This is a genomic window from Microbacterium luteum (assembly GCF_015277875.1).
GTDB classification, from domain to species: domain Bacteria; phylum Actinomycetota; class Actinomycetes; order Actinomycetales; family Microbacteriaceae; genus Microbacterium; species Microbacterium luteum.
The window spans coordinates 2,109,283-2,135,188 of sequence record NZ_CP063814.1 but is presented as its reverse complement, the minus strand read 5'-3'; the positions used below and the strand labels follow the sequence as shown (position 1 = coordinate 2,135,188).

Annotated in this window: 22 protein-coding genes; 14 read left to right on the top strand and 8 right to left on the bottom strand. The window is 65.3% G+C overall.

Annotated elements, in window-relative coordinates:
• Nucleotides 1-220: 220 nt before the first annotated feature.
• The 6 genes from IM777_RS10670 to IM777_RS10645 form a co-directional block, all read right to left on the bottom strand.
• Entirely contained in the window at nucleotides 221-1,033 is an 813-nt protein-coding gene (locus IM777_RS10670) for a metallophosphoesterase family protein (protein ID WP_194383328.1), read from the bottom strand.
• A gap of 175 nt (nucleotides 1,034-1,208) precedes the next feature.
• Nucleotides 1,209-1,595: a hypothetical protein gene (locus tag IM777_RS10665; RefSeq protein WP_194383327.1), complete on the bottom strand. Its 387-nt coding sequence runs from the start codon at nucleotides 1,593-1,595 to the stop codon at nucleotides 1,209-1,211.
• 450 nt (nucleotides 1,596-2,045) lie between these two features.
• Nucleotides 2,046-5,123, bottom strand: coding sequence for a type I restriction endonuclease subunit R (locus IM777_RS10660; protein WP_228480762.1), 3,078 nt, complete (start codon nucleotides 5,121-5,123; stop codon nucleotides 2,046-2,048).
• 29 nt (nucleotides 5,124-5,152) lie between these two features.
• Complete coding sequence (locus IM777_RS10655; protein ID WP_228481092.1) at nucleotides 5,153-6,370, bottom strand: restriction endonuclease subunit S; 1,218 nt, start codon at nucleotides 6,368-6,370, stop codon at nucleotides 5,153-5,155.
• Nucleotides 6,370-8,319 (bottom strand): type I restriction-modification system subunit M, encoded by a 1,950-nt coding sequence (locus IM777_RS10650; RefSeq protein ID WP_228480761.1) that lies wholly within the window; start codon nucleotides 8,317-8,319, stop codon nucleotides 6,370-6,372. Before IM777_RS10650 ends, IM777_RS10655 begins: the two co-directional genes overlap by 1 nt.
• Before the next feature lie 113 nt (nucleotides 8,320-8,432).
• A complete protein-coding gene (locus IM777_RS10645) occupies nucleotides 8,433-9,410 on the bottom strand; it encodes an SRPBCC family protein (RefSeq protein WP_194383323.1) in 978 nt (325 codons plus the stop codon).
• 448 nt (nucleotides 9,411-9,858) lie between these two features.
• Here IM777_RS10645 and IM777_RS10640 point away from each other — a divergent pair, with 448 nt between their 5' ends.
• The 12 genes from IM777_RS10640 to IM777_RS10585 all read left to right on the top strand — a co-directional run bounded on the left by IM777_RS10640 (nucleotide 9,859) and on the right by IM777_RS10585 (nucleotide 21,516).
• Nucleotides 9,859-10,737, top strand: a complete 879-nt coding sequence (locus IM777_RS10640; protein ID WP_194383322.1) for an LURP-one-related family protein — start codon at nucleotides 9,859-9,861, stop codon at nucleotides 10,735-10,737.
• Between the two features lie 229 nt (nucleotides 10,738-10,966).
• Nucleotides 10,967-12,655 (top strand): ATP-dependent nuclease, encoded by a 1,689-nt coding sequence (locus IM777_RS10635; protein WP_194383321.1) that lies wholly within the window; start codon nucleotides 10,967-10,969, stop codon nucleotides 12,653-12,655.
• A 163-nt stretch (nucleotides 12,656-12,818) separates the two neighbouring features.
• The gene (locus tag IM777_RS10630) at nucleotides 12,819-13,703 is read left to right on the top strand and encodes a hypothetical protein (protein ID WP_228480759.1); all 885 of its coding nucleotides are present in this window, start codon (nucleotides 12,819-12,821) and stop codon (nucleotides 13,701-13,703) included.
• Entirely contained in the window at nucleotides 13,700-14,392 is a 693-nt protein-coding gene (locus IM777_RS10625; protein WP_194383319.1) for a uracil-DNA glycosylase, read from the top strand. The genes IM777_RS10630 and IM777_RS10625 overlap by 4 nt, the downstream gene beginning before the upstream one ends.
• Nucleotides 14,393-14,591: 199 nt before the next feature.
• Complete coding sequence (locus IM777_RS10620; protein ID WP_194383318.1) at nucleotides 14,592-15,212, top strand: hypothetical protein; 621 nt, start codon at nucleotides 14,592-14,594, stop codon at nucleotides 15,210-15,212.
• A gap of 28 nt (nucleotides 15,213-15,240) precedes the next feature.
• The gene (locus tag IM777_RS10615) at nucleotides 15,241-16,518 is read left to right on the top strand and encodes a wax ester/triacylglycerol synthase domain-containing protein (protein ID WP_194383317.1); all 1,278 of its coding nucleotides are present in this window, start codon (nucleotides 15,241-15,243) and stop codon (nucleotides 16,516-16,518) included.
• Between the two features lie 18 nt (nucleotides 16,519-16,536).
• Complete coding sequence (locus IM777_RS10610; protein WP_194383316.1) at nucleotides 16,537-17,121, top strand: dihydrofolate reductase family protein; 585 nt, start codon at nucleotides 16,537-16,539, stop codon at nucleotides 17,119-17,121.
• A gap of 89 nt (nucleotides 17,122-17,210) precedes the next feature.
• Complete coding sequence (locus tag IM777_RS10605; protein ID WP_194383315.1) at nucleotides 17,211-18,128, top strand: L,D-transpeptidase; 918 nt, start codon at nucleotides 17,211-17,213, stop codon at nucleotides 18,126-18,128.
• 68 nt (nucleotides 18,129-18,196) lie between these two features.
• Complete coding sequence (locus tag IM777_RS10600) at nucleotides 18,197-19,189, top strand: aldo/keto reductase (RefSeq protein ID WP_194383314.1); 993 nt, start codon at nucleotides 18,197-18,199, stop codon at nucleotides 19,187-19,189.
• Between the two features lie 73 nt (nucleotides 19,190-19,262).
• Complete coding sequence (locus IM777_RS10595) at nucleotides 19,263-19,772, top strand: prepilin peptidase (protein ID WP_194383313.1); 510 nt, start codon at nucleotides 19,263-19,265, stop codon at nucleotides 19,770-19,772.
• 56 nt (nucleotides 19,773-19,828) lie between these two features.
• Nucleotides 19,829-20,839: a YihY/virulence factor BrkB family protein gene (locus tag IM777_RS10590; RefSeq protein WP_194383312.1), complete on the top strand. Its 1,011-nt coding sequence runs from the start codon at nucleotides 19,829-19,831 to the stop codon at nucleotides 20,837-20,839.
• Entirely contained in the window at nucleotides 20,836-21,516 is a 681-nt protein-coding gene (locus IM777_RS10585; protein ID WP_194383311.1) for an NAD(P)H-hydrate epimerase, read from the top strand. Before IM777_RS10590 ends, IM777_RS10585 begins: the two co-directional genes overlap by 4 nt.
• Here IM777_RS10585 and IM777_RS10580 read toward each other — a convergent pair.
• Nucleotides 21,504-22,235, bottom strand: coding sequence for a glutamine amidotransferase (locus IM777_RS10580; protein WP_194383310.1), 732 nt, complete (start codon nucleotides 22,233-22,235; stop codon nucleotides 21,504-21,506). The two genes, IM777_RS10585 and IM777_RS10580, sit on opposite strands and share 13 nt — an antisense overlap.
• Nucleotides 22,236-22,293: 58 nt before the next feature.
• Entirely contained in the window at nucleotides 22,294-24,825 is a 2,532-nt protein-coding gene (locus IM777_RS10575) for a rhamnogalacturonan lyase (protein ID WP_194385519.1), read from the bottom strand.
• A gap of 228 nt (nucleotides 24,826-25,053) precedes the next feature.
• Here IM777_RS10575 and IM777_RS10570 point away from each other — a divergent pair, with 228 nt between their 5' ends.
• Together IM777_RS10570 and IM777_RS10565 are read left to right on the top strand one after the other, a co-directional pair.
• Entirely contained in the window at nucleotides 25,054-25,287 is a 234-nt protein-coding gene (locus IM777_RS10570) for a response regulator (protein ID WP_194383309.1), read from the top strand.
• 36 nt (nucleotides 25,288-25,323) lie between these two features.
• Nucleotides 25,324-25,905 (top strand): CYTH domain-containing protein, encoded by a 582-nt coding sequence (locus IM777_RS10565; protein ID WP_237673304.1) that lies wholly within the window; start codon nucleotides 25,324-25,326, stop codon nucleotides 25,903-25,905.
• Nucleotide 25,906: the final 1 nt, after the last annotated feature.

The window sequence follows — 25,906 nt, the reverse complement described above, 5'->3', positions numbered from 1 at the left end:
AGATCTTCAAAGTACGGCGAATCGGGTGCCACTGTCGCGGGCAGTCGGCCGTCACCCCTCGCAATGGCCGCGCGGTCGAGCCGGCTCACGACGAGGTTGGCAGGGCTGTCGCGCCTCATCCCTTTCGTGGCCAACGCGCAGACGGCCTGTGGAACCGCGCGAGCCCCGCCGTATCCGCTCAGCGGCGCGAAGTGTGTGGTGATGCGAGGTGAATGTGTCGCTATGCCTGTCTTGCAGCTTCTAGGACTTGGCGGAGGGTGGGAATCTCGAGCGTGAGCGTTCGAAGGTCGAGGACGGCGAGATTGCCTTGCTGGCCGTCGCAGCCGAGACTCACGACGCGGCGACCGTCATCGGTGATGCCCTGGCCCGGGGCATGCATGTGGCCGTGCATGAGCAGAGACGGTCGCACGATGTCCCACACCTGGCTGATTCGTGCCCGGGATGCGGCCGACTCGATAAGCGCGTCCTTCGGATACCCCATCGGGTTCGTCCGCAGGAGCCCCCGAACCGGACCTACGGGAGATTGCGCTGGCGACTCATGAGTGAGCATGATGTCCACCGCTCCGCCGACGGTCGCGGCAGCAACGTGCTCGTCAGTGATGGACTCGTCCGGCCACCATTCCCTTCCCTCGCTCCGCCATCGCCGGTCGACGGACGATGCGCCACCTAGCGACAGAATCTTCCGTCCGCCGATCTCAAGTCGCGCAGGCCGAGGCAGGATCCACGTCACCTCCGAGACCCGAACAGCTCCGCCCGGGCGCCCGTCAAGAAGAGGCGAGATGGTGTTCCACGGCTCGTGGTTCCCAAGGGTGACACACACGCGTCGGATACCGGCGTCAAGGAAAACGGCGTCACTTCTCACCGGGTCCATCCACCAGTCGCCAAGCTGCAGAATCGTGGTGATGTCTGGCGCGAGTACCGAGATCGCCGGCGCGAGAGTACGTAGCCAACCAATGCTGCCGTGCCAGTCACCGCAGACCGCGACCCGCTCGTCCGGAAGGCGAGGAGGCTCAGCTGTCTCAAGCGCTTGCATCAACACAGCGTCTCAGGCAGGACCGACCTTCCACACGGCCGATTCCTGATGCGTCGAAGAGTCGGTGAAACGCGATTCGGTGCGCTCTCGGCTTTATCGCTCAGGCTCGTACCGGTTGTCGGCCGCCGCCGCTCCAAACCAGGGCCTGGTCGTCATCGTTCACGCGGGACCTCCCTCAGGTGTGCCAGGCGTTGGCGGCGTGCGTAGCGGAGAGCAGCACGACGTCGATGTCGCCGTCTCGCAGTGCGTCGATGTGTCGCCGGGCATCGTTGCCTTCGAAAGGAACCGCGGCAAGGAACTGAGCCCAGGTCCACGGATCGTCGACTCCCGAACTCAGCACCGCAAGAACCTCGGGCAGTCCGTCAACGACTCGATCACCGAGCATTTGCCAGGCTGGGTAGAGAACGACGTTGTCGGAAGTGGGCAGAGCGACCAGCCGAAGCTCGCACGCGGCCTGCTCCACTTCGCTCCGGGTGACGCCGAGAACCCGCTGAACCGACTCCTGCGTGTAACAGGGACCGACAACATCGGCCCAAGCATTCCCTGCTTCCTCGCTCACCATCTGGCTACCTCTCGGTCGGCACGCTAAGCGTTTCACTGCCGGTGGAGACCGCGGGAGCCCTCGCGTCAAACTGTCGCTGAATCGGGGATTCGATACCGACGACGTTGCTTCTCGCTCGCTGCACAGGTTGTACAGGCACGTCCAGCGACTCCTGGCGCAAACCCCTGGATCCCGATACCCTCTCCATCCTTCGGCCGACCCGGTCTCGGAAGTGGTGCTGGCGGTGAACGATCTAACCTCCACTGACGAGGGCGAGACGAAGATCGTCGACTTCCAGGACGCTGGCGGGAGCCGCCCGTCTCCAGGGCAACTCACCGACGCGATTCGTCGAGGAGGAGTACTCGGCGGCGCTACACCGACTGTTGGGGTCCTAAGTTACGAGAGCGGCCGCGGAGAGCGAACGCCGTCGCGACGGACGAACGCCGACCGCGGATGCATTTGCCGGGCGACTCAGGCCGGCCCACCGGCCCCGGCCTTCCCCTTGAAGTACTCGTACAGCATGGCGGGAAGCTGTTTTGCCAGGTCCGCGTAGAGACCGCCATCGTCCAACAGGTCGTCGATGAACGCGGGCGTTTCCTCCCGCACCTCCACCACCGCTTTCGTGAACGCCTTCGGCAGAGCCGGCGACTCGGAGAACTGCTGCGGTGTGTTGACCTCCGCCTGCTGGGCGAGGTCGACGTCGAGGGCAAGCTTGCCGACGATGTGATTCATCGTGATGTCGATGACGCCCAGGCCATACTTGTCGCCCAGTCGTTCGTTGAGCCTCTCCACGATTTCCTCCAACGCTGACCGGTGCATCTCATGAATGGCGCCCGATCCGATGGCAGTGATCGGATCCAACCCCGCCCCCTGCTCGAGCGCGAGTGCAACCGACTCGCCCGCCGTGATCTTGTACCCGGCGAGCTGCACCTCGGAGATGTCCACCGGCTCCACGTAGGTCGCCGTGGACAGCTGCGGAAGGATGCGGCGGAAGAAGTAATGCCGGCGCGGAAGATCGGGATCCTCAAGGTTGCGCGCTTGGGAGATGAAGTCGTAGAACTTCACGAACTGGCTCGCGTCAGCCTTGAACAGCCGCAACTCGTCTTGCTCGGTCTTGTCGCCATCAAGCACCGCCGCCACCCACCGCTTCGAGAACCGGTCCACCGCGGGCGCCGTCGCCGCGGACACCCGGGAGTTCGCGTTCACGCCGCCCGTCAGTGCCGCGTCGAAAGCCTGCTCGACTTCGGCCATTTCGTAGATCCCGGACGAATCTAGCTTCGTGACGAGATCGAAGATCAAGTTCGGGTCCGTCATCGCCGTCAGCACAGCCCTCCCGTAGTACGGCAAGAACGCATCCCGGATCTCTTCAGGATCGTTGACGAAGTCGAGGACGAACGTCTTGTCCTTCTCCGGATAAATGCGATTCAACCGGGAGAGCGTCTGTACCGCCTGGACACCGCCCAGCTTCCTGTCGACATACATCGCGACAAGCCTCGGCTGGTCAAACCCGGTCTGGAACTTCTCGGCCACGATCATCACGTTGTACGTGGCCGGTTTGAACGCCTCCGCGAGATCCGACTGAACTCCCGGATTCTGCGTCCGCTCCGTCAACCCCTCGCCCACCAACTCAGGGTCATCAACCGTCCCGGAGAACGCGACCAGGGATCGAACATCCTCCGCACCGGTCTCCCGAATGTAGGTGTCGAGGTACTTCTTCCATCGGACTGCTTCGATCCGAGAGCCGGTCACGACCATCGCTTTGGCCTTGCCGTGGAGGAGGGGCTGTACGAATGTACGGAAATGGTCGACGACGATCTTCGCCTTCTGGCTGATGTTCGTCGAGTGCAGCCGGACGTACTGAACCAACGCCTTCACCGCCGTCGACTCGTCAACCTCACCCTCACCGTCATACTCCGCGCCCGGATGCTGCAACTTCCACGCCACTTTGTACGGCGTGTAGTTCTGCAGCACATCCAAGATGAATCCTTCCTCGATGGCCTGCTGCATCGAGTACAGGTCGAACGGCTCCGGTAGCTCCCCGCCCCCGGGAATACGCCCGAAGAGTTCCAGAGTCTTGGCCTTGGGTGTCGCAGTGAACGCGAAGTACGAGATGTTCGGGGCCGCGGCAGTAACCTCCATCGCCCACCGCAAGTAGGCCTCGGAATCGATGGGGGCCCCCTCAGTCACAGCGGCCTGTTCGTCAGGGGAGAGCACCTTGGTCAACGCACCCGCGGTCGACCCTGTCTGGGATGAGTGCGCCTCGTCAGCGATCACGGCGAACCGACGGCCCTGGAGGGCTGGAACCGTTTGGATCGCGGTGATCAGGGCCTCGAACGACTGAATCGTCACGATCACGATGTTCTTGCCACCGGCCAACGCTTCAGCAAGCTGCTTCGACTTCGACTCGCCCGCGTCCCTGGTGATGGACTGCACCACGCCGGCATGCTTCTCGAACTGGCTGATCGCATCCTGCAGCTGCTTGTCCAGCACGGTCCGGTCAGTGACCACCACAACCGTGTCGAACACCCGCGTGTTCTGGTCGTCATGCAGTTGCGACAGCCTGTGGGCGAGCCACGAAATCGAGTTCGTCTTCCCTGAGCCCGCCGAATGCTGCACCAAGTACCGGTTGCCTGCACCTTCGGCCCGCGCCGCCTCCACCAACCGTGTGACGGCGCGCCACTGGTGGTAACGCGGAAACAGCACCTTCTGCGACCGGGTCTTCTTGCCCGTGTCAGGATCCACCTCTGTCTCCACCTGCAGGTGCACGAACGACCCGAACATCTGCAACCACGTGTCGCGCTGCAGAATCTCTTCCCAGAAATACGACGACGCCGACCCGTCCGGATTCACCGGATTGCCCGCACCCTCATCGGCACCCTTGTTGAACGGCAGAAAACGCGTGCGCGCACCGGCAAGCTTCGTCGTCATCCGCACCTCGGAGTTCGACACCACAAAGTGCACGAGCGACCGTTTCGCGAACGCGAACAACGGCTCGCCGGCCGGATCACGGTCAAACCGATACTGATCCACCGCGTTCGAGATCGCCTGCGTGAAGTCGGTCTTCAACTCCACCGTCGCCACCGGAATGCCGTTGATGAACAACACCAGGTCCAACGCTCGGTGCGGGTGCTTGACCGAATAATGCACCTGACGCATCACCCGCATCCGCATCTTGCCGTGCGCCTCAACCGTGTCAGGGTTGTTCGTCGTCGCCGGTCGGAACTGCGCCATCCGCAACTTCACCGCACCACCGTGCAGCGGCACCATGGAGAAACCGTCATGAAGAAGGCGAATGGTTCCGCCGTTCTTCAACGGATCAAGATCCAAAGACTTCGCCAAACGACTCAGGATGCCGCGGCCCGCGGCCGCACGCTGAGCCTTGGTATCGCCGGGGCGGACGACCTTCGCGAACTCGGTCGGCTGCGAATCCTCTAGCCAGCCGAGCACATCCTCGGGGAACAGTGCGAGTTCACGGTCGTAGCCGGCGTCGGTCGGTGAGTACAGCCAGCCGTTCGCGGCAAGATGCTCTGCGATCTCGGACTCCAGCACCGACTCCAAATGAGCACCAGTAACACCACTCACGCGGACACCCCCACATCAATCTTCCCCGTCACCGCCGACGAAATCAGCGCAGCACGGCGCTCACGCGCCAGCGTGACGGATTGTTCGGCAACGGCGATAGTCTCGTCGATCTTCTTGAGCCGCGAGTCGAGAACCTCCACAAGGGTCAACTGCGCCTCCACTGGGCACGAAGGCATCGGCAGATTCCCGACGAGCGTCTTGTTCGTCGACGCGAGATTCGTTGTCTGCACGGCGGTGGTTTCGAAGTACTCGCGCGAAGGGCTGGCGTCTAACCACCGCATCAAGAATCGAGCGTTCAGGTTGGGCGCAACCTTGACAGCGAACACGTGGTTCTGATGGAGCATCGGCGTGACATCGCCCGACCACAGTGCCCCACGGCCGAGCTTGTCGCGGTCCCCACCCTCTGTCATCAGGACATCACCGACGCTTAGCATCGATTGACGAGCTCTAGCCTCGGGCACTCGGATGGTCTTGACGTCTTCCAGGACCACCCGGCCGACTTGAACGTTCGCTACACGCAGGTAGGGCCACTCGGGATCCGCAGGGTCTCCGTCGCCTCCCAGCGTCACGCCCGTCTGGATCGCGGCGCAGTACTTCAACCTCGTATGCTCCGCATCCAGCCGCATGAATGCGTCATCGATTGAAGCCGCGCGGCGTTCGGTGAGGAGGGTGATGAGTTCCTCGTTCTTCGCGATGAACGCGTCGATCTGCGCCGTCTCCCGATCCAGATAGTCCGCAATTGACCGCTGCTCCGCCGGCGGAGGGACAAGGAGAGGTGTCACGGCGAACTGTGCGGGGTCGAGATCCCACTGGTTCGGCCTGATACCGGAGGAGATGGCGGCCATATGATCCGCATACTCCTTGCTACGGAGAAGGTAGTGAGCGAATCGCCGCTCGAAGGTCCCGATTGCCTTGTAGACGAAGTACGCAGGGCTCACGATGCCATCGTGATTCGAGATCCCGAGTGACCCCTGCCAGGCCTTCATCTTGTTGACGACGAGGTCCCCCACCGAAACCCGCTGGTACTTCGACAGGTCCTCTGAGGGCTTGTTGAAGTTGTCGTCGCGGCTGAATTTCGGGATGACTCCGTAGTCGCGATAGACCGAGAGAAGCTCTTCCGATCCATCGCCCAGTGTCTTTCCCCGCCGAAACTCGCTCCACAGCGGACGAATCTGCCAGCCGCTGGGTACGCCGTCCGACCAAGGTCCCTGCATCACTGTTCGACCTCGACGAGCATTGCGCGGAGTTGGTCCATGACGGCGTCGAGGTCGCGGTCGATCTCTTCTAGGGCGCGTGCCGGGATGTACTGGTAGAAGTGGCGGGTGAAGGGGATCTCCGCGCCTTCCTTGGTCTTGGAGTGGTCGAACCAGGCATCGGGCGCGTATGGGAGGACTTCGCGGGCGACGTAGGCGTCGACGTCCTCGTCCCAGGGCACGTTCTCGGTGTCACGGAGTGAGGAATCCGCCTCCGGGTTCCCCTTCGTGTCGGCGCAGGTGTCGGCGGTATCGTCCTGCTCACCGAGCTCGTTGGTCACGGCCTTGAGCAGCGGTGCGGGGAGGGTGAGGCCTTCGGCTTTCGCGGCAGCCTTCAACATCTTCTGGAACTCGGCCCGGTTTTTCCACACCGTGTCGGCACCGAGTCGGTCGAGCGCGGCGTGGAGGGCTGCGGCATCCGTCTCGTTCAGCTTCTGAATGGTCTTGGCTTCGAAGACCGCGTCGATGCGTTCGGGGGTGGCGTGCCAGTTGAGTTTGAGGGGGCGTTCGACGGTGATGGTGCGGTAGAGGAAGTCCTCGTTGCGGAAGATCTTCGAGTGCTCGCCGTCTTCGAATCCGGCGTACAGGCCGACGATGGTGTCGATGTTCTTCGGGGAGAGTTCGTTGCGCTTGGAGCCGAGACCCTTGCGCAGCTTGGTGAACATCTCGCGGCCGTCGATGAGCTGCACCCGGCCCTTGCGTGCCTCGTCTTTGCGGTTGGTGAGTACCCAGATGTAGGTGGCGATGCCGGTGTTGTAGAACATGTCCTTCGGCAGTCCGATGATCGCCTCGACGAGGTCGTTGTCGAGCAGCCACTTTCGGATGTTCGACTCGCCGCCGCCGGCGCCGCCCGAGAACAGCGGGGACCCGTTGAGGACGATGGCCATGCGGGATCCGCCGTCTTCGGGCTTGCGCATCTTCGACACGAGGTGCAGGAGGAACAGCATGGCCCCGTCGCTGACGGCGGGGGTGCCGGGGCCGAAGCGTCCGTTGAAGCCGAGCTTGGTGTGCTCGTCGTCGACGACCGTGCGCTGGTCCTTCCAGTCGACCCCGAAGGGCGGGTTGGACAGGCCGTAGTCGAACTTCTTGTCGTTGAAGGCGTCTTCGGTGAGGGTGTCGCCGAGGGCGATGTTGTTGACGTCCTGGCCCTTGATGACCATGTCTGCTTTGCAGATCGCGTACGAGGCGTCGTTGTAGTCCTGCCCATACAGGCTGAGCTGGATGTGCGGGTTCATCTTCCGGAGGTACTCGTCCGCGACGGACAGCATCCCGCCCGTCCCGGCGGTGGGGTCGTAGATGGAGCGGACCACCCCCGGCTTGGAGAGAGCGTCGTCGTCGAGCGCGAACAGAAGCTGCACCATGAGAGCGATGACTTCACGGGGGGTGTAGTGGTCGCCGGCAGTTTCGTTTGAGCGTTCGTTCGCCCACCGGATAAGTTCCTCGAAGACCAGCCCCATCTGAATGTTGCTCACGGTTCGCGGGTGGAAGTCGGCCTGCGCGAACTTCTCGGTCACCGCGAACAGCTTGTTCTTCTCGGCCAGCTTGTTTAGCGACTTGTCGAATTCGAACCGGTCGAAGATGTCCCGCACGTTCGCCGAGAACCCGGCTAGGTACGACGACAGGTTGGCGCGGAGGTCTGCCGGGTCGGCGACAAGCTTGGCGAAGTCGAAAGGCGAGGTGTTGTAGAACTGGCGCCTGGACGAGGCGGTCAGTTTGATCTCCTGCAGCTTCTCGGGCTGTCCCTGGACGCTCTTCGCGACCTCGAGTACCTCGGCTTTCGTGTCGGCGAGGTCAGCGTCGAGGCGGCGGAGCACTGTGAAGGGGAGGACGACCGACCCGTACTCCGAGGGCTTGAATGGCCCGCGAAGGGACTCGGCAATGTTCCAGATGAAGCTGACGTGGTTCACCACAGGTGGGCACTCCTGGTGTTGCGCGACGAAGAACACGGCTGCGATGCCGCTGTCCGTCCATCCTGGCCCATCCCGCCGACAAGTGTTTCGCCTGCGTGGGTGATCAGGTCGCGTTAGCCCGAGAGCGCAGCGAATCTGGGGGACCAGGCCGTGTGGACATCTGCCGGCGCCCTCGCGGCGACGGCAGACCCGAACTCGGCCCATAGGGAGGTGTAGCCCGGGCCATCAGCCGTCGTTGTCATCGTGGCGAGCTCCCACGCAGCTTCTAAGACGAGGTCGAGGTCCCGCTCCGGTGCGATCCAGATGCAGCGCGCGAGATGTTCCGCGGCCTCGGTCCACAGCTCGTCGACGTCCGCATATGCGTCGGCCTCAGCCACGCGCGCGGCCCGCTCCTTGTAGATTCGTCCGCGCTCGAGCGCTTCGAGCATCGGCACCCACGCTGGCGCCTCTTTGAAACCGGAGAAAGCGGCGTGGAGCTCCTTCTCGGCCTCGTCGAGCTTTCCCTGCGCTGCCAGTGCGCGCACGAGCAGTGCTTGGAGCGCAACTTTGTCCAACGCGCCCAGTGACGAGGAGTGCTCTCCCCGCCGCAGAGCGGTCAAGGCTTCAAGCTCACTCAGCCGCGGGTCTCGCGGACTCCAAATCTCGTCTGTGCGGTAGCGGATCAAGCCGCGACGTTCATCGCTTTCGGTGGGGAATCTTGTCCAGTCGTCGAGTGCGCCGAACCATTGCTCCCAGAACACGTCGGCGTCGTGAACGTCCTTCCAGTCCGCACGTTCCGTCACCTCGATGCTTGTCGTGTCGTCAGACTCTTCAAGTCGCAGCTGGACGGTTCCGGTGCTTCCCTCCCACGACAGCAGCCATGTCCACTCCAAGTGGTGCGCGCCAACGGTCGTGACACGCCCGCGGCGGCCGTCGGGGGCATGCACGTCACTGCCAGCCACCGCGCCGCCTAGGTCGATCCCGTGAATGTCGTCGCCGCGGTGCATTCCCCAGAGATGGCCCTCGTGAACGATAGCCGTCCAGATATCCGCCCGAGATCTCGCGAACAAACGCCGGATAGTGATCACGCTCGTGTGCTCAGACTGGCTCACTCGTCGCCGCCCTCCCCTTTGACGTCCGAACGAAGAACGCGGCTGCGATGCCGCTGTCCGTCCATACTGGCCCATCCCCCCGACAAGGCACGCCGACTGCGGTTGGTGCGGCGCACTCGGCGGCACGGGTTCCCGTGTGCCGCGTCGGGTCCGGCTGCTTAAATGTCGAGGAGCGGGAAAACCACGCCGACCGGTGGTTCGAAGGTCCACCCCTCCTCGCGAATTCACGCGACGACCTGTGGGTTGAGCTCACCGGGCCTGGTCGACGGCATAGGTCGCGAGCGGTGTTTGGCGCCCGGACGGGACTCCACGACATCTTCAAGCCGGGTTTCTATCTGATCAGCTCTTCTCGGCGACTGCGTTCGGTAGCGAAGCCGTGTCGCCGGCGCGCGCGTTCGAGCAGGCCGCGCACCCAGGTCGCGTCGCCCTTCGCTGTTAGCCTCCATGCATGAATGAGCGTGCGCCCGCTGGCTGGTTTCCCGATCCGTTCGGTCGGTACGAACACCGGTACTGGAACGGCGTGCAGTGGACGGAGCACGTCGGGTCGCGGGGGCAGCAGCTTGTCGATGCACCGGTCGTCGCGCCGCCCGCTCCGCCGACAGGGCAGCCCGCCACGACGCAGGTTGCAACCCAGGCTCCCGTCGCCAACAAAAAGGTGCAGCGCCAACTCAGGAAGCTCGGCGTTGGCGACTCATCTCGCATCGGCGGCGGGACGCTATTCACCGAGCAAGTGCTCGTGGTCAACCAGAGGGCGAAGCTGTTCGAGAAGAAGGCCGAGTACCAAGTCTTCAATCAGCACGGCCACAAAGTAGGCGGCGTGCGCGAGTACGGATCAAGCATGTCCCGGGTCGTGGTCGGACGCGAGAACTCGACCAAACGCCTACAGATCGTCGACGCGGACGGTCGTCCCGTGCTGACGTTGACTCGGCCGGCAACGATGCTGAAGTCCAAGGTGATCGTCATGCGAGAGGACGGCAGTCATGTCGGCCAGATCGCGCAGGAGAACTTCGGTGTCATGGCCCAGGTACTCGGCGGCAAGTTCAACGTCCGCTTCAGGATGGAGTCAGACGATAAGGTGCTCGGCACGATCAACGCGGAGGACTGGCGAGCGTGGGACTTCAGCATCCAGGACCCCCGAGGCACCGAGATCGCAAGGATCACGAAGACCTGGGCAGGGCTCGGGAAAGAGAACTTCACCAAGGCGGACAACTACGTGCTTGAGATGTACCGGCCGCTAGAAGATCCACTGCTGTCGCTCGTCGTGTCGGCGGCGCTTGTGGTCGATACAGTGCTCAAGCAGTTCGGCGACAGCAAACGTAACCGTTGACCTGCTACTAAACCGATTCAGTCCGCAGCTCGGGCGGAGCGGGCGCGACGACTAGGTGCAAGCTCTCGCCCGGGGCGAGACTTTCTTTGTCCATGTCGCAACGCTAGTCGTGGTGCGCAATGGTGAACTCATCCGCGTCACGTTCTGTAGTTGCTCAGTGGGCGCGCCGCTCGGGCGAGGATGGAATGTGGACATCGCGCGATAACTTATCGAAGTGAAGCTAACTGGGGTGCGGGTAAAGAACTTTCGGACGGTCGGGGCGCAGGAGCAGTTCCTGGACCTGCGGGAGAGTCTGACTGTCATCGGACCGAACAACAGTGGCAAGACGAATCTGTTGCAAGCCGTCCAGATGTTTTTTACTGGCCATGACAACATGCACGCATACACAGTCGAGCACGATTCCCCCAGGGGTAAGGGCGCACGAACCTCAATCGTCGGTTACTTCGAAGGAGATCAGACCGGCGCTGACTCAGGCTTCTACGAGGATCTAGACAAGCTCTACGCCATGTACGGGCTGGACCGGCCAGGGGGAGCAGTTGCGCTTTATCTCACCTTCTCGCCATCGAACACTCCCGTGTACAACTTCTTCCCGAACCAGAAGCGACCGAAGGACGGCACGGCGCAGTCTGCTATCAGCCGTCTTCAGAAGCAACTCGTCATTGACCTTCTGAAGCAGTTCGAATGCCATTTCATCCCGTCGGAAAAAAGCATGCGTGAACTCATCGACGACGTCCTGACCCCTTTCATCCGGGGTGTCGTTGTGGGGGTACTGGAACCGTTGCTGGGCGAGATTGAGAGGGAACTCGCCGCGGTCTCCCACAACATCACGACGGCCCTCGTCTCCAGTGGCGTTGCCAACGTTTCCGCGTCGTTCGGGTTCAAGGGTGGATCGCTCGAGAACATGCTCAGCGACTTCGATTTCTATCTCAGCGATCCCTACAAGACCTCACTAGACCGGAAGGGGCAAGGCATTCAGAGCCTCGCTTTCATGGCCGCACTGCAATGGGTAACGGACATGGAGACTGCGCGAGGGCGCAGATCTATTTGGCTCGTGGAGGAGCCCGAATCGTTCTTGCACCCGAAGCTGTCGCACAGCGCGACCAGACTGCTCGAAAAGCTGGGGGAGTCGTCGACTCTCGTCATGACGAGTCATTCCATGGCCTTCGTTCCGCACGACCCCCGTCGAGTCATCGGCACGAGCCTTGATCCCGATGCTTGCACCTCCATCGAGACATTCAAGTCGCACGAAAAGGCGACTATGGCCCTTCGGCGCGGCCTCGGACTGCGATTCGCAGACTACTTTTCTTTGGGGACTGTAACGGTCCTGACAGAGGGACAGAGCGACTCCGAGTTCCTGCGCTGGTTCCTGCGCTTGAGCGAGGGGTGGGCTGGGGCGGCTTGGCCGCAGCTCCGCAACGCGACCATCAGCGACCGGGGTGGCGCATCCCAGCTCGCGGGGTTTGTTCGCGCAAACTATGAGATCCTTCGCAAAGAGCAGCCCACGGTGAGTCTCTTCGACGGCGATGAGGCGGGACAGAAGGCTGTCAGTGATCTCGCGAGCTACTTCGGCAATGTCGGGGTTCCATTCATCTCAAACCGTGAGTATGTCTATGTTCGAAATGGCTTTGCAGTTGAAGGCCTCTTTCCAGATGAATGGATGAGTGAACTGAACGAGGACAACGATAAGCAGTTCTCAGACTTTCAGGTGGACGCCGCGAAGGATGTCGTCCGGTACCGAATCAAGGACGGGGCCAAGAGCTCGGTCGGAAACAAGCTGCGCATCCGAGCCGAGGCGTCGGCAGACACCAACTGGGCAACTCGCTGGGTGACCGTCTGCACAGCCCTCGATACTGCGCTTGCAAAGCAGGCTGAGTTGATCCAGAGCCCGGACGACCAGAAGCAAGCGTCGGCAGCGTGAGGTTCTCTGGGCAAGGATGTAGCAGCCAGGGCTGGGCGAGGAGTGTTCTGAGAGCGCGGATTCGATGACTACCGTCCAAGAGGCGTTTCGGCGCGCACGAATCGTGTCTGCTAGGCACATGGCGGTCTGCGAAGCCGCGGAGCTCGCTTGGGGAGAGACCGCGATGACCGAGATGGTCCTCGCTCACGCCGCGCCCGCAGTCACCGTGGTTCCGTTTACCCAGCGCGCAGAAGCGTTGAGCGGTGCGGACTGGGTCTGGTGGTGGATCGACAGCTTCGGGGCATACGGGATGCTGGTGCAGGCGAAGCGCCTGACGGTAACGAAACATCGCTGGAGCTTCAAGTTCGACTACCACACCAAGGGTTCAACAAGACTGCAACGCGAGAGCCTCGTCGAAGCTGCTGCCACTCTCCGCGTGCTCCCTGTTCACGCGCTCTACCTCGGCACGGGGGATTACAGGCATTGGGCGCCCTGCCCCGGCAAGCATTGGAAGTCCCGATGTCCTGAGTGCATGAGGAGGACGGTTTCGCTCATGCCGGCTCTGCTCGCTGACGACTCGATGGTGGACGATGCGGTCTCGACCTATGAGCGGTCAGTGGCGCTCGAGGACCTATGGAAGCCGCCTTCGACAGGGGCCTTTCTCATACCGGCGCTACAGCGAGCCATGTCACCTGATCTGGCGAGGTTCCTCAAGGCGAGGCCCGACGGCACGCGCGCCGTCGTCCGCTCTATGGTGGACCGGGTTCTCAAGGTCCGTGCCGGTCAGTTGTCCCCGGTGGCTACGAGCGTCGAGCGCTCAGCCGCGGCTGCCCACGATGACCTTGGACCTGTCTTCCAGGGCCTTCCGGCTGACACGATGCACGGCGGAGTCCGATATCTGGATCACGTGCTAAACCCGCTGACGTACTCTCCGCCTGACTACGTCCTTGAGGTGATTGCTAGAGACCGAGACCTTGAGTCGCTGCAGAACCAGATGCCCGACAATGTCGGCGGGATTGTCGTCATCCGTACGCCTCGACTCGGCGCTGAGGAGAACTGGATCCCATGATCACCCAGTCGGATTGCTCGCGCCTCCCCGACGACTGGGCAGTCGCAGTCGCTGACAATGGCTTCGACCTGATGCAGTTGTACGACGTCGTAGATGACATCTACGCCACTTCAAGTCCGGGTCAGGTCTCACCTCCCACTGGGCGGGACGTTTTTCGCGCGTTTCACTTGACACCGCTCGACGCTGTGCGCGCCGTCATTGTTGGAGAGGATCCATATCCGATCCCAGACCAGGCGCATGGGCTGGCATTCTCGACCCCAACTTCCTACACCGGCTCACGCCCTAAGTCGCTGGGGCGCATCTTCGGAGGGCTTCGACGAGACGTGGGTATCGCACCCACACAAGACGACCTGACGCCGTGGGCCCGCCGTGGCATCCTCTTACTCAACGTGGCACTCACTCACGGCGTTGGAGATACTGAGCCCGACCTAGCGACATGGGAGCAGTTCACCGTTGAAGTACTTCGGGCCATCAATTCGCAGCCGAAGAGGATCGCATGGTTGCTGTGGGGCGGTTTCGCGAACGATGTCGCTGACCTCGTTCCGCTAAACAACCCATTGCATCGCAGGTTCGCGAACGCTCATCCTCGAGCCGGTCGCGCAGATCGGCCAACTCTCGCCAAGTCGCCGCCGTTCGGAAAGGTCAGCGCATTCCTCGGGAGCAAGGCGCGCGTCGACTGGGACCTGTGAACGGCGAGTAGATGGGTGCAGGAAAAAGTGCCGCAGTCGGCAGGAAAGCGGGACGTGCGGCATCACGTTGCACCGCGTTACTACAGATTGTGCCAACAGCCCACCGGAAAGATGAAGGCCCGGCTCGAATGAGCCGGGCCTTCTGCATTCCCGCGAGCGGATTCCGAGGTGATTCGGCGCGCTCTGCGAAGATGGCCACATGCGGCTGATGAGGGGTCTTGTCGGGATCGTGCTCGTGACGGCGTGCGTGGCGGCGCTGAGCGGCTGCTCGAGGGCGAACGCCGGATCCGCGACAGAGGATGACTTCGCCCAGTTCATGGCCGACACAGACGGCGTCACCGGCACCGGCGGATTCGTGAGCAACAACCTGCCGTTCTTCGGTTCGGGCGATCTCGAGGTCGAGCTCGATGCGACGCGCGACGAGCAGGTGCTCGAACAGGCCGTGCAGCGTGCCACCGAATTCGACGTCCCTGCCGGCGTCACGCTGTACACGCTCGGTGTCCGCGTGACGTCGCCGGGCGACGGCGCCGAGGGCGAGCCTCGGCCGGGCATCCTCATCGAGAATCTGTGGGGAACCCCGCCGGGCGACCTCGCCGCCAGAGCCGCGGTGCTGTCCCGGCTCGACGGACTCATCGACTATTCCGAGACGTTGGACGACGCTCACGGCCACGACGCCGACGCGCGCACGATTCGTGCCCTGATCGACTCCGCGAGCGGCGACGTGTGCGAGCACCTCATTTCTATCGCCGAGGCAGCACACGTCTCGGAGGATGAGATCGTCGCGAGCGCGTCATCCGGCAGCCCGGTGAGATGCGGTTGACGAACGCCCGCGAGGGACGGGAGCGAAGGTGACAGCGGAGCCGGATTTCCTGTCCGAGGATGATGCGCGCATCCTCGCGCTCGAGTCGGCGGCCGTGGCCGGCCACACGCTGAAGCTGCTGATCCTCGAGCCGGGCGAGACCCTCGACCTCGACGGGCTCCGGCATCGCGTCACGGAGCGCCTGGATGCCCATCCACGGGCGCGCGAGCGGGTGGACACCGGAGGAGACCGGCCGCGCTGGGTGCCGGCGGAAGACTTCGACATCGCTCGTCACATCCGTCGTCACCCCGAGCCCGTGGCATCGGTCGAAGACCTGCGGCGCACGGTCGGGGATCTGATGGCCGTGCCCCTCGACCACCGCCAGCCGCTGTGGTCGATCGACGTGATCGGGCCGCTCGACGACGGTCGCGAAGCGCTCGCCGCTCGCCTGCACCACGCCATGGTCGACGGGATCGCGGGCATGCGGTTCCTGCAGGATACCGTCGCCGACCCGAGCGAACATCCGGCCTCCTCCGTCGGAATGCGCCCTGCTCCCGCTTCCGGAGCGCGTCGCGGGCTGTGGCAGCGGCTTCCGGCGGCGATCGGACGCGAGCTGGGCCGGCCGGGGTCGCGCTCGCCGTTCGACCGCCCCCTTACCGCACATCGAGAGCTGGCATTCACGACCGTGCCGCTCGGCGCACTCAAGGCAGTCGCCGCATCCCGCCCGCGTCGCACCACCGTCAACGACGTCCTGATGGCCATCGTCTCCGGGGGTCTGCGCTCATGGCTCGGTGCGTCGGCCCCGCGCCTGCGCGCGCAGATCCCGGTAAGTCTCCACCATCGAGACGACGGCCCGGCCGTGGGAAACCGCGACTCGTTCATGAACGTCGACCTCGAACTCCGCGCATCCGACCCGCTCATCCGGCTCGACCGCATCAGCGCTCAGACGCGCGCGGCGAAGCAGGCCGACGATGCCGAGCTGATGTACGACCTCATGCACGCGATCGGTCAGGTCCACCCGCTCGGCGGGCTGCCCTCGGTGTCGGCGATGCTCGAGCGCGTCGAATCCAGCTCGCGGGAATTCAGTGTCGCCATCTCCAACGTGCCCGGACCGCGAAGCGAATTGTCCGTGACGGGCCGGCGCGTCGCGCAGCTCGTCTCGGCCTCGGAACCGGGAATGCACCATGCCCTGCGGATCGCCGCGATTTCCCACGGCGATTCCCTCGGCATCGGATTCTGCACCGATCCCACCGCGGTTTCTGACATCGCGGGCCTGGCCGATGCCGTCGAGAAGGCTTACCGTGGGCTGCAGCAGGCGTCGCGCTGACGCCGGGCGGGAGCAGACATGACGGCGCGATTCGTCTACTGGATGAACGTCTCCCTCGATCTGCGCATCGAGGAGGCCGAGGGTGAGGACGGCGGCGGGGACTGGATGCGCATCGACGACATCCTGCACGAGGAGTTCAACACCCGTGCCCGCGCTTTCACTGCCATGGTGCAGGGTCGCCGCGTCTACGAGCTCATGGAGTCGTTCTGGCCGGCCGCGGCCGAGGACGCGTCTCAATCGCCCGTGATCCGCGAGTACGGCCGCATCTGGACAACGATGCCGAAGGTCTTGGTCTCTCGCACCCGCGCAAGCGCCCCTCACCGAACGCGCATCGTGGGCACCGGTGGCGACGCGATCGCGGAGCTCACCGCGCTCCGTGCCGAGTCCGACGGAGACATCGGCGTCGGGGGCGCGACGATCGCGACGGCGCTGCTGCATGCCGGCCTTCTCGATGAGGTGATGCTGTTCACCCATCCCACGGTGCTCGGCCGGGGAAGAGGCCTCTTCGACGGCGATCCACGCGTCGACCTCGATCTGATCGAGGCGCGCACGTACGGGCAGGGCGTCGTCCTGCAGCGCTACGACGTGCGCCTCGCGCGCTGAGGTCGGCAGGACGAGCATGCGTCTTCGCCGAGGGGCGACGGTTCCGTGCGTCGCTTGCGATGGCGCCGGCGGGCACCGACGATGGAGTCATGACCTCGGCGCGCGTGCTCACCCGGAAGAACGCGGGGTGGATGGCGCTCGCCGTCGCCGCCGTCATCGCGGTCACCGCGCTCATCGTCGCTTGGGTGCTGCAACCCGGTGAGTCGGAGCCGGCTGCAGCGACCCCCACGCCGACCCTGACTCCCACGAGCACTCCCGCACCTTCGCCCACCGCGACCCCGACACCCACGGGGCCCGCCGCGGACACGACGGACTACGACCTCACCGGCCTTCCCGAGGTGACGGTGTTCGCCGTCATCCCCGAGCTTCCGGTCGACGACGATCCCTACGGTGACGTCACGGGCGTGGCCGCGCGCGCGACCGATGCCGCGGCACCCGTGTTCGCCGAGCCGGGCTCCTCACCCGTTGCGACTCTTCCGCGGGACTACGTCTACGACGGCACCATCGTTCCCGTCATCGAACAGTACGACGCGTGGGTCAAGGTCATGCTCGTCGGTCGCCAGGCGTTCCCGTCGAACGGCGATCCGGCCCAGCTCACCGGGTGGCTGCGCACCCAGGATGTGGAGCTGAGCGCCCAGGACGCGGTCGTCGAGGTTTCCCTTGCCAACCGCACCGTCGACATCGTGCGCGGAGAAGACCGAGAGCGGATCGCCACCGACTTCGGGTCCGGCGTCGAGGCCACACCCACACCGCTCGGGCGCGCGTTCGTCATGACCGTGCGCACCGAGCCGAGCTTCGCCTACACGCGGGGCCACCCCCTGGTGTACCTGTCGGTGCAGAGCCCCACCCTCGACGGTTTCGGGGGTGCCGATGTCGCGATCACGGCCTTCCACTACCACGACGCACGGTCGGGGGCGGTCTCCAACGGGTGCCTCCGCATGGACGCCGACGCCACCGAGGCGCTCGCCTCCCTGCCGCTCGGAACGCCGGTGGTCATCACGGGCTGAACCTCCGGGCGGGGTGCGGCACCTGTCAAGGCTCGTGGTCGGGAGGTGCTCATCCGTAGGATCGATGCATGGAGCAGCGCAGCCTCGGCCGGACCGGCCGTCACGTATCAGCCATCGGACTCGGCACCTGGCAGCTCGGCGCCGATTGGGGCGTCGTCTCGGAAGACGACGCCCGCGCGGTGCTGGCCGCTTCCGTCGACCGGGGAGTCAACCTCTTCGACACCGCCGACGTGTATGGAGACGGGCGCAGCGAGAGCCTGATCGGCGAGTTCCTGGCTGAGCGGCACGAGCGCAAGGTCACGGTCGCGACGAAAATGGGACGCCGTGTCGCACAGGAGCCGGAGAACTACACGCCGGAAGCGTTCCGCTCCTGGGTGGACCGTTCGCGCGAGAACCTTCGCACCGACACGCTCGACCTCGTGCAGCTGCACTGCCCGCCCACGGAGGTGATCGAAGACGACGCGACCTATCAGGCGCTCGATGCGCTCGTCGCCGAGGGGCGGATGGCTGCATACGGCGTCTCCGTCGAGACGTGCGCGCAGGCGCTCGCCGCCATCTCGCATCCGCGGGTCACCAACATCCAGATCATCCTGAATCCGTTCCGCCTGAAGCCTCTCGACGAAGTGCTGCCCGCGGCCGAACGTGCGGGGGTCGCTGTCTTCGCGCGCGTTCCGCTCGCATCCGGCCTGCTGTCGGGGAAGTACACCGCGGGTACGACCTTCGCCCCCAACGACCATCGCACGTACAACCGCAACGGCGAAGCGTTCGACAAGGGGGAGACCTTCTCGGGCGTGGACTTCACCGTCGGAGTCGAGGCCGCGCGCGAATTGTCGGCCACCCTGCCCAAGTCGGTGCCGCTGGCAGCCGCCTGCCTGGCGTGGGCGGCGACCCGCCCCGGTGTGACGACGGTGATTCCCGGTGCGCGCAGTGTGACGCAGGCTTCGCGGAACGCCGATGCGGCTGAGCTCATCGACGGCGGGTTCGACGTCGATCAGTTCGACACCGCCGTGCGAGGCGTCTACGACCGGCACCTGCGGGCGAGTATCCATCCGCAGTGGTGACCATCGCCCCGTTGTCCACAGGTGACGACGGCTCGTCGATGGCGGGAGGGCGTCGACTCTAGGCTGTGTCGTCATGGACGTCGAGCTCGCCACAGCGTTTGCGTTCGGCGCCGTCGCCATCGCGTTCGTCGCCTTCGCCGTCGTGAGCGTCGTGCTGGCCGTCATCGACCTGCGCACGCATCGGCTGCCCAACCGCATCGTCGGTGCGGGCTACGTCATCGCCGTGTCGAGCCTGGGTGTCGCGGCGATCGCGGCTCATGACGGCGGCGCGGCCATGCGATCCTTCGGCGCCGGCGCCGTGCTCTTCGGCGCGCTGCTCGTCGTGCGGATCGTCGACCCGCGTGCCATCGGCGGCGGAGACGTCAAGCTCGCGGGTCTCATCGGGCTGCATCTCGGATGGCTCGGCTGGGACACCGTGGTGCTGGGATCGATGTTCGCGTTCGCCGGAGCGGGGCTGTTCGCCCTCGTGCTGGTCCTGATGCGCCGCCGCGGATTCGGCGTCAGGATCGCCTTCGGCCCCTGGCTGCTGGGCGGCGCGTGGGCGGCGATCGCCCTGACGGTCGCAGCGATGACTATCGGGTGATCCGCCGACACGTCAAGGCCGCGGAGGCTGCCGTCAACGGTCGGTAGCCTGGCGACATGAAGGCCTTCGTCGCGCGTGCCATCCGGTGGATGCTCACCCTCAAACTCGTGCGAGCGCTCCTGCTCTACTCGGAGCGGCGGGGCCCGCAGCTGGCCGACAGCATCACGTATCGCACGCTCTTCAGCGTCTTCGCCGGCGTCCTGCTCGGCTTCTCCTTCGCCGCCCTCTGGCTGTCCGGCAACCCCGACGCCTACCAGGCGCTCGTGGGCGCGGTGAATCAAGCCATTCCCGGCCTCATCGGAACCGATGGCGAGGGCCTCATCGACGCCGACGCCATCCAGGCGCCGGCGGGCCTCAGCATCACCGGAGCGATCGCGACCGTCGGTCTCGTCGGCGCGGCGATCGGGGCGATCGGCTCGCTGCGCTTGGCGATCCGCAGCATCGCCGATCGCACCACCGACGACCTCATGTTCGTCTGGGTGCTGTTGCGCAACCTGGGGCTTGCCATCGGCATCGGGGCGGGACTCGTCGCCTCGGCTGCCGCCACGATCCTGGGAACGGCAGGCGTCGGCATCGTCACCGATTGGCTCGGGCGGCCGGATGAGGGGCCGCTGGAGGTTCTGCTGACGCGAGCCGTGACGATCGTCGCCGTGTTCGCGCTCGACGCCCTCGTGGTGGCGGCCGCGTTCTTCCTGCTGTCGGGTGTGAAGCCTTCCGGCCGGGCCCTGTGGAGCGGTGCACTCCTGGGTGCGGTCGGGCTGACGGTGCTCCAACAGCTGTCGGGACTCTTCGTGGGCGGTGCTTCGTCGAACCCGCTGCTCGCGTCTTTCGCCTCGCTCATCGCGTTGCTGCTGTGGATCAACCTCTCTGCGCAGGTGATCCTCATCGCGAGCGCCTACATCGTCACGGGAGTCGAGGAGGATCGCGACCGCGTGCGCGCGAAGTACGGGGCCTCGACCTTCGCCCAGCGCCGGGTGCAGCGTGCCGAGAGGTCCGTGCAGACGGCCGTGGGTGAGCTCGAAGCCGCCCGCGAAGCCGAACGCGCCGAACGGGAGGAGAACGCATGACCGTCACCGTCTCCGCGTACACCGCCGAGCAGGTCCGTGCCGCCGAGAGGCCGCTTCTCGACGCCGGCGAGCCGCTGATGCTCCGCGCATCGGCGGCGCTCGCGACAGTGATCGCCGACGTGCTCGGTGATCGACCGCATCCGCGCGTCCTGGTGCTCGCCGGCCGCGGGGACAACGGCGGCGATGCCTTGTACGCCGCGGAGCGCCTCGCCGAGTCGGGCATGGACGTCGATGCGCTCCTCACCTCGGGCGATGCGCACGTGTCCGCACTTGCGGCCGCGATGTCGGCAGGGGTGCGACGGATCGAATCGGACGGGCTCGATGCCACCGAATACGACCTTATCGTCGACGGAATCCTCGGGATCGGCGCCCGCGGAGCGCTCCGCGGGGCGGCACGTGCGATCGTCGGTGCGATGCTCGCCGCCGAGATCCCTCCCGTCATCGCGGTGGATGTGCCGAGCGGCGTGAACCCGGACGACGGCACAGCGGACGAAGCTGTGCTCCCGGCAGCGCTCACGGTCACGTTCGGGGCGCCGAAGATCGGTCTCGGGAGGGCAGAGGGTCCCCGGCTCACCGGCGAGATCGTCGTCGTCGATCTGGGACTCGAGCTCCCGGAATCCGACGTGCGCCTGGACGTGGCCCGCGTCGTCGAGGGTGGATCCTCTCAGCGCGCGTAGCGTTCGACGAAGTTCCGGAGGATGCGCTGCGGGTGTTCGACCGGCGCGCGCTCGACGGAAGCAAGGGTGGCCCCCAGCTCGTCGGCGGCGAAGTATCCGTACCCGGCGTAGGCGTGGATCCGCACGATGATGCCCTCGAGATCCAGTTCGGGGTGGAACTGCGTGGCATAGACATGATCGCCGACACGGAACATCTGCACCGGGCAGGCCGGAGACGACGCGAGTCGCACCGCTCCCGCGGGGAGTGCGCGAATCGCCTCCTTGTGCCCGACGAACGCGCCGAATCTCCGGGGCACGCCCGCCAGCAGGGGGTCGGCCGCTCCGGCATCCGTCAGCGCGACATCCGCGACGCCGATCGCCTCGCCGTAGGTGCGATCGATGACGGCACCCTGGTGCGCGCCCAGAGTGCCGACGCCGTAGCAGGCGCCGAGGAAGGGGAAATCACGCGCCACGACCTCGTCGAGAAGCGTGCCGAATTCCGCTTCGACACGCTTCTGCACGGCGGACGTGAGATGAGCGGGGTCGGAGGCGTTGAACGGTCCGCCGCCGACGAAGACCCCGGAGAGATCATCGAGATCCAGCCGGGGCATCGGCGCGGCTTCGAGGCGAATCCGGATGAGGTCGCTTTCGGCGAGGCCTGTCGCGGTGAGAAAGAGCCGATACTCCTCGTCGGCGGGCACGTCTTCGGCGCGGGTCGCGAGGAGGACGAACGGCTTCACACCTCACGATAACCCGGTGGGACCGGCCCGCCATCGACGTTCCGGTCCCATCGGGGTGCTACCGCCAGCGGGTCGTGAACGTCTTCGACCAGGTGGATGTGGCTTCGAGCTCGAGCGAGACCCCCGCGACAGGCACGGCGGTGACCGTCACCTCCGCACCGCGGTCGACGCGGGTCACGCCGGTGCGCGTCGGCTCACCGTCGATGTAGTACTCGAAGTCGCGATCGCGGGGGACGATCACCAGGTCGAGAACCGAGCCCGGAAGGTCGATGAAGCGGGGCTTCTTCGGCGTGGCGGGTTCGGTGGCGACCGGAACCTGCGTGAAGTCCATGTCGCTCGCCATGTAGAAGCCCGGGTAAGAGGGCTGGTTGTAGGAGGTGTTCTGACGGGCCACTTCCACGCGGTACTGCGTGTCATCGAGCAGAGTCGGCAGCTTGTGCGCGGTGACTTCGGTGCTCACGTAGAACCGCAGCGCCGACGAATCCGTGGTGCGAACGATCAGCTCCTCCCGCCAGTCGCCGAGCACGTCGGCCACGAGGGACGGGTTCCCCTTGGTGTAGTTGTTCGTCCGGGTGCCCTCCGCCGTCAGAAGGGTCCCTCGGGTGACGTCGTCGATGGTCGGCGTCTGATCGATCGACCCGTTGACGATCTGCGTCGTGAGGTCGCCTGCCCACCGGATCGACTGGTTCGTGCCGGGGGTGGCGGTGTCGATCGTCTCGCCCGTCGCGCTCAGCAGACCCGACCCTTCGGACCCTCCCGGCATGCTCGCCCACACCTCGATGCCCGGCACGTCCGCTCGCACATCGCCGATCATCGCCCGGCCCGTGTCGCGGCCGGAGTACGAGCCGAAGAGCACCTCTCCGGTCGCGGCGTCCCTCAGAACCGAACCGTACGGTGCGTAGGTCGCGCCCTCGTGGGAGGTCCAGATCTCCAGACCGGGCCGTTCCGGGTCGACGTCCGTGACATGCATGGCGTCGCCGTGCCCGAGGCGCACGTTCGCACCGGGATCCGCGCTGCCCTCCGGCAGGACGTCGAAGGAGCTGTACAGCAGACTGCCGTCATCGTCGAGTGTCGCAGCGCCGTAGACGATCTCCTGCCGTCCGTCGTCGTCGACATCGGAGGCGCTCAGGGAATGGAAGCCCTGCGTCGTCAACGTGGCGTACTCCTCGTTCGACCCGTCGCGGCCGTGAGGGCCGTCGTTGAACGGGTTCGACATCGGGACATGTCCGCTGTCCGCCAGCCAACGCTGTGTCAGGCTCTGCCCGTCCCAGTCGTAGGCGGCGATCGCGGAACGCGTGTAATACCCGCGGGCGAAGATCGCGCTCGCCGTGGTCGTATCGTCATCGAGGTGCGCGACACCGGCGAGGAAGCGGTCGACGCGGTTGCCCGGCTCGATGCGGCTCATGGCGTAATCGCCCCACAGCAGACCGTCGTCATCGCGTCCCGGTTCGTAGCGCACGGTGTCGAGTTCGCGCCCGGTCGTCGCGTCGAACACCGTGAGGTACTCCGGTCCGTCGACGATGAACCCGTCGAAGGTCGTGAGATCGTTGCGAGCACTCCGCGAAGGAGCGTAGACGTCGATGAAGTAGTCGACGAGCTCCTCGGCGGACTCCCGCGTGAGGGGATACTCGTGTTCGACGGGAATGCCCCAGGCCTCTTCGAGGGTCGCAGGCCATGTGCCGGAGACGACCTCGGGATGCTCCGACCAGCCCTCGAAGACGCCCACCAGGTGCTCGCGGTACTCCGCTGCCGTCATCCGATAGTCATCGTCGGGGGAGTAGCCCGCGTCGAGATCCTCTTGCGGCATCGTCACAAGACCCTCGTCGGTCACCGCGCCATCGCCGCCGTACGTCTGCCACGAGGTGCCCGGTGCCGTCTTGAGGATGGTCTCGGCGCGCCCGTCGCCGTCGTAGTCGTAGACCATGAACTGCGTGTAGTGCGCCCCGGCGCGGATGTTCACCCCGAGGTCGAGCCGGTTGAGGAGCGTCCCGTCCATCTCGTAGGTATCGAGGTAGACGGTGCCCGTGAATCCCTTCTGCGAAACGTCCTTCGAGTTGGTCGGGTCCCACTTGACGACGAATTCCAGCGCGCCGTCGCCGTCGACATCGGCAGCGGATGCATCGTTCGCGGTGTATTCGAAGGCTTCGCCGGTCGGCGTGACACCGGCCTCGGGCTTCTGCAGCGGGAGGTCGTAGAAGCCCTCCGCCCAGGCGGCTACCTCGTCACTGGTCTCACCCGTCACGTCATGCCAGATGGGCGCGACGGTGTACCGCGCTTGGGCGGAGCCGTCGGGATCGACGTAGTTCGTGCTGTCATCGACGACGGCGATGCGCTCGCCGTCACGCTCCACCGCGAAGGAGGGACCACTTACGCCCGTGGCCGTCGCCGGGCCGGCCTCGGCGGCGAGGAGGCGCCAGCTGAGGAAGACCCCTTCGTCGGTTGCGACCGCGACCAGACCGCGGTCGAGCGATGCGGCACTCCGCTGCGGCGGCGCCGGTGACGCCGTCGCGGGGAGTGCGGTCGTGAGCACGAGTGCGCCCGCGATGCCGACGGCGGCGAGCGAGCGTGATCGTGAGGGATGCGGAGTCATCATCGATTCCTTCTCTCGTCCGGGAAGCGGACGTCATCGTCTGCGAGGAGGCAAGCGTTTTCCCGCGCGAACGGTAACCCTGCCGCGACCGGCAAATCAATGCGAAGGCGGGAATTGATTCGATTCATGAGAAAGATCTCACTCCCCGTACGCGGCGGTGGCGTCATCACATCGCGTCGCGAAGCGCAACCTTCTCACGCGGGATGGGGTGAGGGCTAGGCTCGGTCCATGGCTATCGCACGACTTCATGGCGGCCCGCTCGACGGGCAGGTGATCCCTGTCGACGACGTGTACCAGGAGCAGCTCATCGTCCCCTACAGCGAGACTCAGGTGGTCTACGCGCGCCGGGGGGAGCTCGTCAACACCGGAGACGATGACGGTCCCACCGAGGGCGAGTTCTGGTTCGTCGAGTCGGAGGGCGACATCGACCCCTACAGCGACTCACCTCGCGATCGGCGCTGACGGGTGACGGAGCCACGGCGCACCCACGAGGTCGAGGTGAAATTCGACGTCGAAGTCGACATCGCCGTTCCGGACTGGACGCGCGTGCCCGGCATCGCGACGGTCGGTGCGGCCGAGCGCCGCGCCCTCGACGCGGTCTACCTCGATACCGCTGACGCGGAGCTCGGCCGTTCCGGCTATGCCCTGCGCCGGCGTACCGGGGGGCCCGACGCGGGATGGCATGTGAAAGGCCCACGCGTCGGAGCCGGGCGAGAAGAGCTGGGCTGGCCCCTCGGCGATGGCGGCATCGCCGAGGCGCCGGCGCCCGTGCGGGCGGCGATCGCCCACATAACGGACGAGCCGCTGTCGCCGCTCGCCCGCATCCGCAACGACCGCATCGCGTACGACCTGCTCGACACCGAAGGGGGAGTGGTCGCGGAATTCGTCGACGATCACGTGACCGCTCGTGACGAACGGGCCGGCGTCGATCGGGCGTGGCGGGAGTGGGAGATCGAACTCGGCCCAGCCGCGCCGGAGGACCACGAGCCGCTGTTCGCGGCCATCGGCGAGATCGCACGCGCCGCCGGAGCGAGCGACGCCTCATCCGACTCCAAGCTCGCTCGCGCGCTCGGGCTCTGAT

Coding starts and splice junctions, on each gene's coding strand:
- IM777_RS10670 (WP_194383328.1), bottom strand. CDS start 1,033: ATGCAAGCGCTTGAGACAGCTGAGCCTCCTCGCCTTCCGGACGAGCGG.
- IM777_RS10665 (WP_194383327.1), bottom strand. CDS start 1,595: ATGGTGAGCGAGGAAGCAGGGAATGCTTGGGCCGATGTTGTCGGTCCC.
- IM777_RS10655 (WP_228481092.1), bottom strand. CDS start 6,370: ATGCAGGGACCTTGGTCGGACGGCGTACCCAGCGGCTGGCAGATTCGT.
- IM777_RS10640 (WP_194383322.1), top strand. CDS start 9,859: ATGAATGAGCGTGCGCCCGCTGGCTGGTTTCCCGATCCGTTCGGTCGG.
- IM777_RS10630 (WP_228480759.1), top strand. CDS start 12,819: ATGACCGAGATGGTCCTCGCTCACGCCGCGCCCGCAGTCACCGTGGTT.
- IM777_RS10625 (WP_194383319.1), top strand. CDS start 13,700: ATGATCACCCAGTCGGATTGCTCGCGCCTCCCCGACGACTGGGCAGTC.
- IM777_RS10620 (WP_194383318.1), top strand. CDS start 14,592: ATGCGGCTGATGAGGGGTCTTGTCGGGATCGTGCTCGTGACGGCGTGC.
- IM777_RS10610 (WP_194383316.1), top strand. CDS start 16,537: ATGACGGCGCGATTCGTCTACTGGATGAACGTCTCCCTCGATCTGCGC.
- IM777_RS10605 (WP_194383315.1), top strand. CDS start 17,211: ATGACCTCGGCGCGCGTGCTCACCCGGAAGAACGCGGGGTGGATGGCG.
- IM777_RS10600 (WP_194383314.1), top strand. CDS start 18,197: ATGGAGCAGCGCAGCCTCGGCCGGACCGGCCGTCACGTATCAGCCATC.
- IM777_RS10595 (WP_194383313.1), top strand. CDS start 19,263: ATGGACGTCGAGCTCGCCACAGCGTTTGCGTTCGGCGCCGTCGCCATC.
- IM777_RS10590 (WP_194383312.1), top strand. CDS start 19,829: ATGAAGGCCTTCGTCGCGCGTGCCATCCGGTGGATGCTCACCCTCAAA.
- IM777_RS10585 (WP_194383311.1), top strand. CDS start 20,836: ATGACCGTCACCGTCTCCGCGTACACCGCCGAGCAGGTCCGTGCCGCC.
- IM777_RS10575 (WP_194385519.1), bottom strand. CDS start 24,825: ATGACTCCGCATCCCTCACGATCACGCTCGCTCGCCGCCGTCGGCATC.
- IM777_RS10570 (WP_194383309.1), top strand. CDS start 25,054: ATGGCTATCGCACGACTTCATGGCGGCCCGCTCGACGGGCAGGTGATC.